This is a genomic window from Streptomyces sp. NBC_00104, from assembly GCF_045160825.1.
Lineage (GTDB): Bacteria > Actinomycetota > Actinomycetes > Streptomycetales > Streptomycetaceae > Streptomyces.
Genome location: NZ_CP108215.1, coordinates 10,131,323 through 10,145,477, shown reverse-complemented (window position 1 = coordinate 10,145,477; position 14,155 = coordinate 10,131,323). Strand labels below are relative to the sequence as shown.

Below are 14,155 nucleotides of genomic sequence, written 5' to 3'. Positions count from 1 at the left end.
TGTCGGTCTTCGGGTCAGTACTTGCGGCCCGCGACGGCCGGGGAGCCGTGCCGGGGCCCGTAGGGCGCGTGCTCCAGCCAGGCGCCGCAGCGCGGCACCACGGGAGCGAGGGCCGCCGCCGCCCGCTGCTTGACGCGGACGATACGGCGCCGGGGCCGCAGATGGTCCAGGGCCGTGCCGGCGGCGGCGCTGTTGAACAGGCCCGCCGAGCGCCGGACCTCGGCGAAGGAGTCGGCCGCCTCGGGCGTGCCGTCGGCGATCGCGCGGGCCGCGGCGACCGCGTCCGCGATGCCGCTGTTCATCCCGCGCGCCCCGAACGGCGGGAAGAGATGGGCCGCCTCGCCGGCCAGCAGCACCCGGCGGTGTGGGTCGGTGAACACGGCGGCGACCTTGCGCAGGAAGCGGTAGGTGGAGACCCACAGGACGCGCTCGGCGTACCCGTCGCCGACGACCTCCGGCAGCCAGCGCCGTACGGCCTCCCGGGTGCCGAACTCCTCCGTCGCGTCGTCGTCCCGGCACTGCAGGTCGAGCTGGAAGCCGCCGGTGAAGGGCACCCGCATGACGCTGCGGCCGCCGAGGCCCGGATGTTCGTAGTGGAAGACCCGCTCCAGGGGCAGTTCGGCGCCGGGGATGTCGGCGATGTCCGCGACGACGTGGAAGCCCTCGCCGTGGGTGCCCTCCAGCGGGATGCCCAGTTCGCGCCGTACGGCCGAGCGGGCGCCGTCGGCGGCCACCACGTGGGGGCCCGTCCAGGTACGGCCGCCCTCGCCGGTGAGGGTCACTCCGTCCGGGTCGGTCCGTACGCCGGTGATGCGCGCGTCCCACACGAACTCCACGCCGGCGTCCCGGCAGGCGGCGAGCAGGAAGCGCTCGGTGTCGACCTGGCGGAGGCTGGTGAAGGGCGGGGTGCCGGTGGGCGGCGGGAAGGTGCGGGCGTAGACCTCGCGGCCCCGGTACAGGGTGCGTTTGGTGTGCCAGGTCCGGCCGTACGCGGAGATCTCGCCCGCGAGCCCCGGGCGGATCCCCTCCAGGAGCTCCAGGGTCTCGCGATGCACGAACAGGGCGCGGCTGCCGGGGCGTTCGCGGCCCTCGGGATCGGCTTCGAGCAGGGTGACGCGGAGGTCGTGGGCGCGCAGGGCGAGGGCGGCGGAGAGGCCCACGGGGCCGGCGCCCACGACGAGGACGGGGACGGGGACGGGGGTCGTCATGCGCGGGTGCTTTCGGTGAGCATGCGGGTGATCTCGACGCGCTTGACCTTCCAGGTGGAGGTCATCGGCAGTTCCTCGAACCGCCACTGCCGGGGCTCGGCCATGGTGGGCAGGTCGGCCGTGGCCTCGTGCCAGCGCCGCAGGTCCAGGGGCCGTTCGCCGCGTACGCACACCACGGGGACGGGTTCGCGGTCGACGCCGGGCACGATGACGACCTCGCGCAGCTCCTCCAGGCGGGACATCAGGGTGTCCTCGACCTCAAGGTTGCTGTGCACGGAGTCGATCTGGTCGATCTCCCGGTCGATGAGGTACAGCGCCCCCCAGCGGCTCTGGTAGCCCATGTCGCCCATCTGCCACCAGCCGCCGTCGAGTTGGCGCAGATAGCGCTCCCGGGCGCCGAGGTAGGTGAGGATGCGGCCCCGGGTGCGGGCCTCGATCCGGCCGGCGGTGCCGGGGGCGACCCGTCGCCCGGCGTCGTCGACCACCCGGACGCGGGTGAAGCCGGGGATGCCGATGCCGACCCGGCGGCCGTCCGCGCGGGCGGCGCTGCGACGGGTGAACCACTGGAAGGCGACCGGCCCCGTCTCGCTCTGCCCGTACAACTGGATGAGCCACGGTGAGCGCCGCTCGGACGCGTCGAGGAGCCGCTGCACGGTGCGCGGGTGGATGGCGTCGAAGGTGGACCCGTACGAGCGGACGCGGGACAGGGGGGCTCCCGGCGCGTCGGCCAACTCCTCCCACAGGACGAAGGTGTTGGGGTGGGTCTCGACGATGCCGGGGCGGTGGCGCGCCAGCAGCGGGCCCACGTTCGACGGTTCCGGGTCGGTGATCAGGACCAGCGGGCTGCCGAAGTGCAGCAGGACACCGAGCAGGTGGTAGAAGCGCGAGTGCACGAACGACATGTGCAGGGCGGCCGTCTCGCCGCGGGTGGGCCAGCCCATGGCCTTCTGCGGGACGAGCCGGTTCCACATGGTGTTCGGGCAGTGCACGGCCAGCTTGGGGAGGCCGGTGGTGCCCGAGCTGTGGGTGATGAGGGAGGGGTCGCGGGGGTGGAGGCGGACGGCGGCCGGGGTCGGGGCGCCCGCGTACTTCTGCAGCGGTTCGGCGCCGGGGGCGTCGTCGACCGAGAGCGTGCTCCGTACGAGGCCGGTGAGTTCGACGTCCTTCAGGGGGCCTTCGAGCTTCGCCCGGTCGGTGATCAGCCAGGGCCGGTGGAGGCGTTCGAGGAGCTGTCCGACCACCGGGCCCGCGAGTCCGGGCGACAGCAGGACGGGGACGGCGCCGATACGGGAGACCGCGCAGGTCAGCAGCACGATGTCGACGTTGTCCGTCTTGTGGACGACCACTTCCTCGGAGGGGCGGACGCCCGCTTCCCAGAGGCGGCCGGAGAGTTCGTCGACCACGTCGGCGAGGGTGGTGTAGGAGAGGTCGGTCCCGAGGCCGGGGTCGACGTCGAGCGGCCGGTCCAGGGTGACGAAGACATGGCCGTGACGCCGGGCGGCCTCGGTGAACATCGAACCCAGGTAGAACCCACGGCCGGCGAGGGCGGGCTGCCGATCGGCCTGGAGCTGGTCTCGCATGGGACCGGACCTTTCTGCGGGGGTGAGGGTGTCGGCCATGGCTCACCACGCCCCTTGGCGGACGAGGTGCCGGCGGAGCTTGCCGGTCGCGGTGCGGGGCAGCGTGGGCACGAAGCTGACGCTGCGGGGGACCTTGAAGGCGGCGAGCCTGCCGCGGGCCATGCAGATCAGTTCGGCCTCCAGGCCCACCCCGATGGGCGGGACGGGGATGACGAAGGCCCGTAGCCTGCTGGCGCCGCGCTCGTCGGTGACGGCGGCGACGGCGACGTCCCGGACCCCGGGGTGGGTGCGCAGCAGCGCCTCCACCTCCAGCGGGGAGACGGTGATGCCGCCGACCATCTCCATGTCGTCGGCCCGGCCCAGATGCCGGTAGGTGCCGTCGGGTTCGCGGACGGCCCGGTCCCGGGTGTTGAGCCAGCCGCCGACGAGGGTGCGCTCGGTCTCCTCGGGCCGGTTGAGGTAGCCGGGGGTCACCGTCGGGCCGCGCACCCAGAGTTCGCCCGCCTCGCCGTCCGCGACCTGCGCGCCCGAGCGGTCGCGGAGTTCGACCTCGAAGCCGGGGACGGGGCGGCCGACCGTGCCGGGGTGGTTGTGGTCGAAGCCGTTGGCGCAGAAGGCGTGGCCGGCCTCGGTGGAGCCGATCTGTTCGAGGACGGGGGCGCCGAGCAGTTCGGTGACCTGCTCGCCGAGTCCGGCGGGCATGCCCTCGCCGGCGGACACGGCCGCGCGCACCGAGGCGAAGCAGCCCTCGTGGCCGCCTGCCCGGTCGGCGACGAGGGCGGCGTACGCCGACGGCACCGAGTAGAGGAGGGTCACGCGGTGGCGGGCGACGAGCTCGTCGACCGCCGCGGGGGTGGGACGGCGGTCGGCGAGGACGGCGGAGGAGCCGGAGAAGAGCGGGAAGACGAGGGCGTTGCCGAAGCCGTAGGCGAAGTACAGCCGGGAGACGGACAGCGTGACGTCGTCCGGGGTGACGCGGAGCAGTCGGCGGCCGATGAGGTCGTGGTACGTCTTGGGGTCGCCGTGGACGTGCACGACGCCCTTGGGGCGGCCGGTCGTTCCCGAGGTGTACTGGATGTACAGGGGGCTGTGGGCGTCGACCGGGTGGGCGTGCGTGGTGGGGGCCGCCGTGGTGCTCAGGGCGATCAGCTGGTCGGACCCGAGGCGCCGGGTCGGGGCCGTGGCACCGCCGCGGGCCGGGCGTGGCCGGTCGCGGAGTTCCTCGCGTCCCTTGCGGGGCGACGGGATGTAGTTGTCCAGCCCCGGTCCCGTCACCCACAGGACCGCCTCCGTGTCCTCCGCCATGAACTGGAGTTCGGGTGGGGTGAGTTCGGGGTTGACCAGGACCGCCACCGCGCCCAGGCGGGCGAGGGCGAGGAAGGTGGTGACCCAGGTGACGGAGTCCGGGAGGGCGAGCAGGACGCGGTCGCCGGGGCGGACGCCGTGGTCGGTGAGGACGGTGGCGGCGCGGGCCGCGAGGTCGTGGACCTCGCCGTGGGAGTAGGCCCGGTGGCCCTGGTGGAAGGCCGGCCGGTCGGCCCAGCCGCGCCGCTCGACGAGGGCCACGAGATGGGCCGCGAGGTTGCCCGGGGCGCCGGCGTCGGCGTGGAGCCGGGTGGGCTGGAATGTCGTCGTGATCGTCATCGCGTCGGCTCCTCGGTGACGGCCGGGGCGGAGGCGTGTTCCCGGTGGGCCCGCATCAGTGCCGCGGTCTTCAGCAGCATCTCGTCGTACTCGGCGGCCGGATCGGAGTCGAGGACGATCGCGCCGCCCGCGCCCAGATGCATACGGCCGCCCTGGAACACGGCGGTACGGATGACGATGTTCAGGTCCGCGCCGCCGCTGCACCCGAGGTAGCCGAGGGCCCCCGAGTACACGCCCCGCGCCTCGGTCTCCAGCGAGTCGATGATCTCCATCGTGCGGATCTTGGGCGCCCCGGTCATCGACCCGCCGGGGAAGCAGGCCCGGACGCAGTCGACGGCGTCGGTGCCCTCGCGCAGTCTGCCCTCGACGGTGGAGACCAGTTGGTGCACGGTGGCGTAGGTCTCGGTGGCCATCAGACGCGTGACCTTGACGGAGCCGGTCCGGGAGACCCGGCCGAGGTCGTTGCGGAGCAGGTCGACGATCATCAGGTTCTCGGCGCGGGTCTTGGCGTCCGCCGCCAGTTCGTCCCGCAGCCGGTCGTCCTCCTCCGGGGTGCTCCCCCGGGGTGCGGTGCCCTTGATGGGCTTCGCCTCGGCGACGCCGTCGCGGGTGATCCGCAGGAAGCGCTCGGGGGACGAGCTCGCGATGTCGAGGTCGCCGAACCTGAGGAAGGCGGCGTACGGGGCCGGGTTGATGCGGCGCAGCACCCGGTAGAAGTCGTACGGGTCGTACGGCGCGGGTAACCGGGCCGCGTTGGTCAGACAGACCTCGTAGCTCGTGCCCGCGTTCAGCTCCGCCTTGCAGGCCTCGATGTCGGCGAGGTAGGTGGCGCGGTCGCGGACGAGCCAGGGCTCGGCGGCACGCGGGTAGGGCGGGGTGGCCGGCCGCAGGGGGACCGTGGCGTCCGAGGCGACGAAGGTCAGCTGGGCCAGCGCGGTGTCGAGCCAGTCGCCGGCCTCGCGGGACGCCGCGGGGGTGTCCTCGGACAGGCAGACCGCGTAGGTGAGGCCCTCCTCGTGGTCCACGGCGATCAGCCGGTCCGCGAACAGCCAGGTGGCGTCCGGGGTTTCGGCCTGGTGCCGGTTCGGGGAGCCGGTGTCGGCCTTGAGCTCGTAGCCGAAGTAGCCGACGTAGCCGCCGGTGAAGTCGAAGGGCAGGCCCGTCGCGTCGACCTTGCGGCTGGCCAGCTGACGCTTCAGATAGTCGAAGACGCTCGCCTGGACCCGGCGGGTGGGCCGCCCCGCCCGTTCGATCTCGCACAGGCCGCTGTCGACGTCGTAGCGGACGACCTCGGCGAGCGGACCGCTGCCGTCGCCGAAGAACGAGAACCGTGACAGGCCGGGCTCGACGCGGGAGCTGTCCAGCCAGAACGCGTGCGGCGCGTCGGCGTACATGCGCGTGAAGGCGGCCTCGGCGTCGACGGCGCCGGCGATCCGGCGGGTGTGCAGCCGGTAGGCGGACCCGGGGGCCCGCCGGGGGCGGGGGATCGCGCCGGCCAGAGGGGTTGCCGCGGTGTGGTTCGTACCGGCGACGGGGGCGACCGCGGTGTTCTTGGTCCGCGGGCTGCCGGCCCGTTCCGCCGTGAGGTTGCGGAAGTTGATCAGCAGCCGGTGGCCGTGGTCGGTGAGGATCGACTCGGGGTGGAACTGGACGCCCCACAGCGGCCGTTCGCGGTGGCGCAGGCCCATCAGGACGCCGTCCTCGGACCAGGCGGTGGCCTCCAGGGTCGGCGGCAGCGGCTCGCGCACGGACAACGAGTGGTAGCGGACGACCGTGAAGTTCTGCGGCAGGCCGTGGAACAGGTCGCGCCCGTCGTGCCGGACCGTGGACAGGTGCCCGTGGCGCGGCCATGGGGCGGGCTCGACATCGGCCCGCTCCCCCACGGCGATGCCCTGATGGCCCAGGCAGACACCCAGTACGGGGATCTCCGCCTCGGCGATCACCCGGGCGGCGATTCCGAAGTCACGCGGTTCCGAGGGGTGGCCGGGCCCCGGCGACACCACCACGTTGTCGAATTCCCGCAGCTCCGGAATGTCGCCGACCGGAGCGTCGTTCAGCACCACCACCGGCTCCTCGCCGTTGACCTCGGCGATCAGCTGGAACAGGTTGTACGTGTACGAATCATAATTGTCGATGAGCAGGGTCTTCACCCGCCCACCCCCCTCTGATCGTTCTCGGACCTAGGCGGTCCGTCGTTTGTGCCGGCCGCGCAGCGCCTGCAGCGGCGGGTACAGCCATTTCTTCAGGAATCGCTGGAGTCTCGGCATGAGAATCCAGGTGACGATGGCTGTCACGGACAGACACAGCAGAAGTGTACGGAAAAGCGGATTCAGGTCGTTGAGATAGGGAAGTATCGCAAGGTTGAATAAGAGCACGGGCGGGAAGACCGCACTCATATTCACCAACCACAGTTTCCATTTCGGGGGTGGCCCCGGCGGGGCGGCCGGCGCCGGGGCCCGGGAGGTCTGGGAGTCGAACCAGGCCCTGGACCCCACGATGCTCCGGCGGCCGGTCTCCCGGGCCAGTCCATCGACACGGGCCGACCACTGGGCCCAGACCACGGAGTTCTCCCAGGTCCGAGCCGAATCCTCGCTGTCGAAGCGGTAGACCACATGCCACTCCGCCTCTCCGTCGACGAGTACGCCACCCCCCAGAAAACCCGGCTGCTGCGCACTCGTACGCAGCGCGGCCCACCCCCAGGAATGGAAGTCGGCCTCACGCCCCGGCACCACGTGGTACGCGACGGTGACGGTAACGGGATTCCTGCTCACACCGTCGAATACGCGAAGGCACCGGGCCCCGTTCAAACCTTCAACGAAGTTTTTCAAGGTGTCCGGATCGTACACCTATGGCGACCTTTCGGCCGCCTTGGTCGACTCTGTCGAGGAGTACGCCGGAGTAACTTCCGGTAATTCCCGGAAGCGCTTGCCCGGGCACGCGAAACAGGCGCACCATCACCTACAGGGTCCGGGGGAATTGGCATGAAAGTGAAGGATACTCATGTCCAGGTACGACTGGGATATGAACCACGAGGGAATCGACCGGGCGCGCTCCGCGATCGAACCCGCACGGAAAGAAGTCACCGCACACCCGATCTACCAGCGCATCGAAAGCCGCGCCGATATGGCGGTGTTCATGGAGCACCACGTATTCGCGGTGTGGGACTTCATGTCCCTCCTCAAGTCCCTCCAGCGGGACCTGACCTGTGTGGACGTCCCCTGGGTGCCGCGCGGGTCCGAGGTCAGCCGACGGCTCATCAACGACATCGTGCTGGTCGAGGAGAGCGACGAGCTCAACGGCGGGTTCACCAGTCACTTCGAGCTGTACCGGTCGGGCATGGGCGAGGCCGGGGCGGACACCTCCCGGCTCGACACGTTCCTCGGGCTCATCGGCGAAGGACACGAGGTGCCGGCGGCGCTGCGCGTCGCCCAGGTGCCCGGTCCCGCCGCCGAGTTCGTCCGTACGACCTTCGAGATCATCGGGGAACGGCCGCTGCACTGCCGGGCCGCCGCCTTCGCGTTCTCCCGGGAGGACCTGATCCCGGACATGTTCGACCAGGTGATCAAGAAGGAGGGCACGGAGCGGTTCCCGTTGTTCTGCGACTATCTCGCGCGGCACATCGAGGTGGACGGGGAGGAGCACACGCCGATGGCGATGGCCATGGTGGCGGATCTGTGCGGGGGCGAGGACGCGCGGTGGCAGGAGGCCGTGGAGACGGCGACGCTGGCGTTGGAGGCCAGGTCACGCTTCTGGGACGGGATCGTCGCGGCGATGGGGTAGAGCGCGGTCGAGGTCGACTCCGCTCCAAGTCCAGTTCCCCCCAAGTGGACCGGGACCACGGCCGTCCTCCCGTCCTACGCTCCCGATCATGGACTCCGTACTCGCCGGCGATCTCTCCCGGTTTCCCGAACTGTTGCAGGCCGCCCGTGATGTCGCCGCCCGGGAGGTGGCGGGAGTCGTGGACCGGCCCGTCGCCGAAATCGGCGACCGGGCCGAGGCCGTGCCGCTCCCCGTCGAGGGCGTCGGGGCGCAAGGGGCGCTGGCGGGGTTCGCCGAGCGGTGGGCCGGCGGCTTCTCCGGATCGGCCGGGCCCCGGTACCTCGGTTTCGTCACCGGTGGGGCCACCCCGGCGGCCGTGGCGGGGGACTGGCTGACCAGCGCGTACGACCAGAACGTCTCCGGTGCCGCGGGCTCCTCCGCGACCGCCCTGGAGCGGGAGACCCTGGGGTGGCTGCGCGAGTTGTTCGGGCTGGGCGAGGAATACGGCGGCGCTTTCGTGACCGGCGCGACCGTCTCCAACACCGTGGGTCTGGCCGTCGCCCGCGAGTGGCTCGGCGAGCGGCTGGGCGTCGACGTGTCCCGGGAGGGCATGGCCGCCCTCGGCCCGGTGGACGTGCTGTCCGGCAGCCCGCACTCCAGCATCGGCAAGGCGCTCTCCGTGCTCGGCATCGGCCGCGACCGGCTGCGTACGGTCCCCCTCCTCCCCGGCGGCCGTGAGGCCGTGGACGTGGACGCCCTCGCCGCCGACCTGGACGCGCTCGACGGGCGCCCGGCGATCGTCGTGGCCAACGCCGGGACCGTCAACACGGTCGACTTCGACGATCTCCGTGCCATCGCCGCGCTGAAGGAGCGGTACGACTTCTGGCTCCACGTGGACGCGGCGTTCGGCGGCTTCGCCGCACTGTCGCCGACGTACGCGCATCTCGCCGACGGTCTCGACGCCGCCGACTCGATCTGCGTCGACCTCCACAAGTGGCTGAACGTGCCCTATGACGCCGCCGTCCAGTTCACCCGCCGCCAGGACCTCCAGGTACGCGTCTTCCACAACGCCTCCCCGTACCTCGGCCTGCCCACCGGCGACCCGGACTTCCTGCACCTCACACCGGAGAACTCCCGTCGGCTGCGCGCCCTCCCGGCATGGTTCTCCCTCATGGCGTACGGCCGCGCGGGGCACCGCGAGATCGTCGAGCGCAACATCGCGCTGGCCCGCTCCCTCGGTGAACGCCTCGCGAAGGCACCGGAGTTGACCCTGTCGGCACCGGTCCGGCTGAACGTCGTCTGCTTCACCCTCGCCGAACGGCCCACCCGGGAACGGGTACACGCCCTGGCCGACGCGATCGCCGCCTCCGGCGAGGCCTTCGTGACACCGACCGTCTTCGGCGGCACACACGCGCTGCGCGCCGCGTTCAGCAACTGGCGTACGACGGAGGCGGACACGGAGCGGGTCCTCGAAGCCGTGCTCGCGGCGACGGCGGCCACCGCGGCTGTCGCCGGGCCATGAGCTGCCCTACCCCTGATCCTGCTCCCGCCAGGCTCGTGCGGCCCGCTCGAAGGAGGTGTTGACGGCGAGCAGGCCGCCGTCGACGCGGAGGGTCGTGCCGGTGATCCAGGGGGCGTCCCGGGAGGCGAGGAAGGCCACGGCCGCCGCGATGTCGGCCGGCTCGCCGACGCGGCCCAGGGGATAGATCTCGGCGAGGTCGTCGAGGTGGGACTCACGGCCCGCCCAGCCGGGGGTGCGGACCGTGCCGGGGGCCACCAGGTTGACGCGGACGCCGCGGGGCGCGGCGTCGCCCGCGAGGGTGCGGGTGAGTGAGATGAGGCCCGCTTTGGCGGCGCTGTAGGCGTGGTTGCCGAAGTGCTGGAGGCCGTTGACGGAGCCGATGTTGACGATGGCGCCGCGTCCCGACGCCACCAGGTGCGGCAGGGCCGCGCGGGAGCAGCGGAACGCGCTGGTCAGGGTGAGGTCGAGGTCGCGGGCCCAGGTCTCGTCCGGGGTGTCCTCGAAGAGCGGCACGTCCGGGGTGCAGCCGAAGGCGTTGTTGACCAGGACGTCGAGCGAGCCGAAGGCCGCCACCGCGTGCGCGACCGCCGCCTCGACGGACTCCCGGTCCCCGACGTCGCACCGGTACGCCTCGGCCGCCAGCCCCTGCCCCCGCAGCTCCGTCGCGGTCTGTTCGGCCGCCGCCAAGTCCACGTCGGTGACGAGCACTTGGGCGCCCTCCTCGGCCAGCCGCCGGGCCGTCGCCGCGCCGATCCCGCGCGCCGCGCCCGTGATGAGAACCCCGTACCCCTCGAAGCGTCCCGTCGCATGCATAGGGCAGAACGTACCGGCAGAACGTACGGGCAGAACGTACTGCGCGACCGATCACCGGGACAGCTGCGACGCGATCTTCGTCCGAGTTACCGTGCGGGCATGTCAACCTTCGTTCAGCAACTCCCGGCCCTGCTCGGCGTGGTGATAGGCGCGCTCGGCTCGTATCTGGTGGTGATGCGGGGCGAGCAGGTCCGGTTCCGGCGCGAGCAGGCCGCCCGTTGGGAGGAGCGGCGGCTCACGGTGTACGCCGACTGGGCGCGGGCCCTGAAGCAATCCGTCACCCTGAGCTACCGGGTCTCCTCCCACCTCGGCAACGACCCGCACCCCCACCCGCTGTCACCGGAGGAGGCCGCGCCCCTTCTGGCGGAGGCGACGGTCGCCCGGGACCCCTCCGGTGAGGCGCTCCTGCTCCTCGGCAGCCCCGAGGTGGTGGCGAAGGCCCGGGCATGGGTCGTCACGGTGATGGAGATGGAGGGGTTCCTGCGCGCCGGGACCCGGGACCCTCAGGCCTGGCAGGCTCTGCTGGAGCGGCAGCGGGCCTGCCGGGACGGTTACTACACCGCGGTACGGGAGGACCTGGCGCTCCCGCCCGGCCACTCGGCACGCTGGCGGCTGTCGCCGGCCCCGACGCCCACGCCGTCGACTCCGGCGCATCACACGTGAGCGCGGCTCAGCGGTAGCCGGTCGTGTCCGCCGGTTTGCCCGTCTCCTGGACCTCGACGAGATAGCGCCAGGAGTCCGGGCGGCTGCCGTCGAGGTCGGTGAAGCCGTAGGTCTGGGCGAGGGAGCCGCTGGAGAGGGAGTCGCCGTTGAAGCGGGCGACCTCGGGGTCGGCGGCGAGCGCGACGACGGCCCGGCCCACGTAACGGGGTGTCTCGGAGATGGCGAAGTGGGGGACGCGGTCGAGGGCGTCGCGCCAGTTGTCCTCGGTGACGCCGAAGGTGTCGAGCATGATCTCCGAGCGCATCCAGCCCGGTGTGAGGGCGACGGCGGTGGCGCCCCGCGGGCCGAGTTCGTGGCCGAGGGAGAAGGCCATCCGCAGGACGGAGGCCTTGGCGAGGTCGTAGAAGAAGGAGTTCCGGTAGTGGGTGCCGTTGTAGTCGGCCGTGCCGTCGGTCATCTCCACCACCAGGCCGCCGGGGTGGCGCAGCAGCAGGGGCAGTGCGAGGTGGTTGGTGATGGCGTGGGTCTCGACGGCGAGGCGCAGGAGCCGCAGGCCGTTGTCGAGGTCGTGCTCCCAGACCGGGGTGTCCCACTCGAAGAGCTTCTCGCCGCCCCAGACGTCGTTGACGAGGACGTCGAGTCGGCCCCGCTCCTCGGCGATCCGGTCCACCAGGGTCCTGACCTGTGCCGGTTCGAGATGGTCGGTGGGTACGGCGATGCCCCGGCCGCCCGCCTCGGTGACCAGGTCGGCGGTGTCCTCCAGGGTTTCCGGGCGGTCGTACTCCGAGCGCCGCTCGCGCGTGGAGCGCCCGGTCACGTACACCGTGGCACCGGCCGCCCCCAGCTCCACGGCGATGCCGCGCCCGGCCCCGCGGGAGGCTCCCGCGACCAGTGCGACCTTGCCGTCCAGCGGCTTCGACATGTCCGACCTCCTGTGCGTACGGGCGCCACCTCGGCGGACGCCGGGGGTGTTTCGGCGTCCCCGGACACGAGGGTGTCGTGGAAGCCGGACATCCTCTGTCGGGTTTTCCGGTGGGCGCCCGGGAAATCGGTCGCACGGGTCGTCGGGCGACTGCGGGTTTGTCCGTGGCCGTCGCGCCGTTCCCCGGACCCCTTGAGGGTCGGGGCCCGGCTGCCATGCCTTCCCGGCAGCCGGGCCCCGACGAGGTCGTCAGCGGTCAGTGACCGCGCGCGATCCACTCCTCCAGATGCGGGGCCTCGGCCCCGATCGTCGTGCTGTCGCCGTGGCCGGTGTGGACGACCGTGTCGGGCGGGAGGGCCAGGAGACGGCCGCGGAGGGAGTCGATGATCGTCGGGAAGTGGGAGTAGGAGCGGCCGGTGGCGCCCGGGCCGCCGGCGAAGAGGGTGTCGCCGGTGAAGACGGTGCCGAGGCCCGGGTCGTACAGGCAGACGGCGCCCGGTGCGTGGCCGGGGGTGTGCAGGACGGTCAGGTCGGCGCCGGCGGCCTCGATGACCTGGCCGTCGGCCAGCCAGTGGTCGGGCAGCCGGTCGGGGTGGGTCTGCTTCCAGAGCGGCAGGTCGTCCGGGTGGAGCCAGATCTGCGCGCCGGTGCGCTCGGCGAGGGCGGGGGCGGCGTCGATGTGGTCGTTGTGGGCGTGGGTGCAGATGATGGCCGACAGCCTTCGGTCGCCGATCGCCTCGGCGATGGCGTCGGCGTCGTGGGCGGCGTCGATCACGACGACCTCGTGGTCGTCGCCGACGATCCACACGTTGTTGTCGACGTCCCAGGTGCCGCCGTCCAGCGAGAACGTCCCCGAGGTGACGAGGTGTTCGATACGGGCGGCCATCAGAGCGTCACCACCGAGCGCAGGACGTCGCCGCCGTGCATCCGCTCGAAGGCCTTCTCCACGTCGTCGAGTCCGATGGTCTCGGTGACGAACGCCTCCAGGTCCAGGCGGCCCTGGAGGTAGAGGTTGATCAGCATGGGGAAGTCGCGGTCGGGCAGGCAGTCGCCGTACCAGGAGGACTTCAGGGCGCCGCCGCGGCCGAAGACGTCGAGGAGCGGGAGTTCGAGCTTCATCTCCGGGGTCGGGACGCCGACGAGGACGACCGTGCCGGCCAGGTCGCGGGCGTAGAACGCCTGCTTGTACGTCTCCGGGCGGCCGACCGCCTCGATGACGACGTCGGCGCCGAAGCCGCCGGTCAGCTCGCGGATCGCCTCGATGGGGTCGGTGTCCTTGGAGTTGACCGTGTGGGTGGCGCCGATGCTCTTGGCGGTGGTCAGCTTCCGGTCGTCGATGTCGACGGCGATGATCTTCTCGGCGCCGGCCAGCCGGGACCCGGCGATGGCCGCGTCCCCGACGCCGCCGCAGCCGATGACGGCGACCGTGTCGCCCCGGCCGACGTTGCCGGTGTTGATCGCGGCGCCGATGCCGGCCATCACACCGCAGCCCAGCAGTCCGGCGACCGCCGGTGCGGCGGCCGGGTCGACCTTGGTGCACTGCCCGGCGGCGACGAGCGTCTTGTCCGCGAAGGCGCCGATACCGAGCGCGGGCGACAGTTCCTGGCCGGTCGAGGCGAGGGTCATCTTCTGGGTGGCGTTGTGGGTGTTGAAGCAGTACCAGGGGCGCCCGCGCCGACAGGCCCGGCAATTGCCGCACACCGCACGCCAGTTGAGGATGACGAAGTCACCGGGGGCGACATCGGTGACACCCGCTCCGACCGACTCCACCACACCGGCGGCCTCATGGCCGAGCAGGAAGGGGAAGTCGTCGTTGATGCCGCCCTGCTTGTAGTGCAGGTCGGTGTGGCACACCCCGCACGCCTGCACCTTCACCACGGCCTCCCCCGGCCCCGGGTCGGGCACGACGATCGTCTCGATCCGCACCGGTTCGTTCTTGCCCGGTGCGATCACGCCGCGTACTTCCTGCGCCATGGTGAACCCTTCCGTCGTTCCGAGATCGGGCGGTCGCCCGCCCATGGTCACCCTACGGACTGACCAGCGA

The 14,155-nt window shown here is 72.0% G+C and carries 12 protein-coding genes; 3 read left to right on the top strand and 9 right to left on the bottom strand.

Annotated elements, in window-relative coordinates; translation table 11 throughout:
• Nucleotides 1–14: 14 nt before the first annotated feature.
• Genes OG272_RS44360 through OG272_RS44340 form a run of 5 tightly spaced genes read right to left on the bottom strand, consistent with a single transcriptional unit; the run spans nucleotide 15 to nucleotide 7,239 of the window.
• Nucleotides 15–1,208: an FAD-dependent monooxygenase gene (locus OG272_RS44360; protein WP_327726449.1), complete on the bottom strand. Its 1,194-nt coding sequence runs from the start codon at nucleotides 1,206–1,208 to the stop codon at nucleotides 15–17.
• Nucleotides 1,205–2,788 (bottom strand): class I adenylate-forming enzyme family protein, encoded by a 1,584-nt coding sequence (locus OG272_RS44355; RefSeq protein WP_405895879.1) that lies wholly within the window; start codon nucleotides 2,786–2,788, stop codon nucleotides 1,205–1,207. The genes OG272_RS44360 and OG272_RS44355 overlap by 4 nt, the downstream gene beginning before the upstream one ends.
• A 42-nt stretch (nucleotides 2,789–2,830) precedes the next feature.
• Complete coding sequence (locus OG272_RS44350; RefSeq protein WP_327726451.1) at nucleotides 2,831–4,432, bottom strand: benzoate-CoA ligase family protein; 1,602 nt, start codon at nucleotides 4,430–4,432, stop codon at nucleotides 2,831–2,833.
• Nucleotides 4,429–6,582: an aminodeoxychorismate synthase component I gene (pabB, locus tag OG272_RS44345; RefSeq protein WP_327726452.1), complete on the bottom strand. Its 2,154-nt coding sequence runs from the start codon at nucleotides 6,580–6,582 to the stop codon at nucleotides 4,429–4,431. Before pabB ends, OG272_RS44350 begins: the two co-directional genes overlap by 4 nt.
• 30 nt (nucleotides 6,583–6,612) lie before the next feature.
• On the bottom strand, nucleotides 6,613–7,239 hold the full coding sequence (locus tag OG272_RS44340) for an antibiotic biosynthesis monooxygenase (protein ID WP_326585494.1): 627 nt from the start codon (nucleotides 7,237–7,239) through the stop codon (nucleotides 6,613–6,615).
• Nucleotides 7,240–7,432: 193 nt separating this feature from the next.
• Here OG272_RS44340 and OG272_RS44335 point away from each other — a divergent pair, with 193 nt between their 5' ends.
• Nucleotides 7,433–8,212 carry a DUF3050 domain-containing protein gene (locus OG272_RS44335; RefSeq protein ID WP_327726453.1) on the top strand — a complete coding sequence of 260 codons (780 nt, stop codon included), beginning with the start codon at nucleotides 7,433–7,435 and terminating at the stop codon, nucleotides 8,210–8,212.
• A gap of 88 nt (nucleotides 8,213–8,300) precedes the next feature.
• A complete protein-coding gene (locus OG272_RS44330) occupies nucleotides 8,301–9,713 on the top strand; it encodes a pyridoxal-dependent decarboxylase (RefSeq protein ID WP_327726454.1) in 1,413 nt (470 codons plus the stop codon).
• A 6-nt stretch (nucleotides 9,714–9,719) separates the two neighbouring features.
• Here the strand turns inward: OG272_RS44330 and OG272_RS44325 are convergent, their stop codons facing one another.
• Complete coding sequence (locus OG272_RS44325; RefSeq protein ID WP_405895878.1) at nucleotides 9,720–10,526, bottom strand: SDR family NAD(P)-dependent oxidoreductase; 807 nt, start codon at nucleotides 10,524–10,526, stop codon at nucleotides 9,720–9,722.
• Nucleotides 10,527–10,625: 99 nt separating this feature from the next.
• On the opposite strand from OG272_RS44325, the gene OG272_RS44320 reads away from it, so the two are divergent.
• Nucleotides 10,626–11,189: a hypothetical protein gene (locus tag OG272_RS44320; protein WP_327726456.1), complete on the top strand. Its 564-nt coding sequence runs from the start codon at nucleotides 10,626–10,628 to the stop codon at nucleotides 11,187–11,189.
• A 7-nt stretch (nucleotides 11,190–11,196) separates the two neighbouring features.
• Here OG272_RS44320 and OG272_RS44315 read toward each other — a convergent pair whose 3' ends face one another.
• The 3 genes from OG272_RS44315 to OG272_RS44305 all read right to left on the bottom strand — a co-directional run bounded on the left by OG272_RS44315 (nucleotide 11,197) and on the right by OG272_RS44305 (nucleotide 14,085).
• Nucleotides 11,197–12,111, bottom strand: a complete 915-nt coding sequence (locus OG272_RS44315) for an SDR family oxidoreductase (RefSeq protein WP_326574094.1) — start codon at nucleotides 12,109–12,111, stop codon at nucleotides 11,197–11,199.
• Nucleotides 12,112–12,367: 256 nt separating this feature from the next.
• A complete protein-coding gene (locus tag OG272_RS44310) occupies nucleotides 12,368–12,997 on the bottom strand; it encodes an MBL fold metallo-hydrolase (RefSeq protein ID WP_326574095.1) in 630 nt (209 codons plus the stop codon).
• A complete protein-coding gene (locus OG272_RS44305; RefSeq protein ID WP_326574096.1) occupies nucleotides 12,997–14,085 on the bottom strand; it encodes an S-(hydroxymethyl)mycothiol dehydrogenase in 1,089 nt (362 codons plus the stop codon). The genes OG272_RS44310 and OG272_RS44305 overlap by 1 nt, the downstream gene beginning before the upstream one ends.
• Nucleotides 14,086–14,155: the final 70 nt, after the last annotated feature.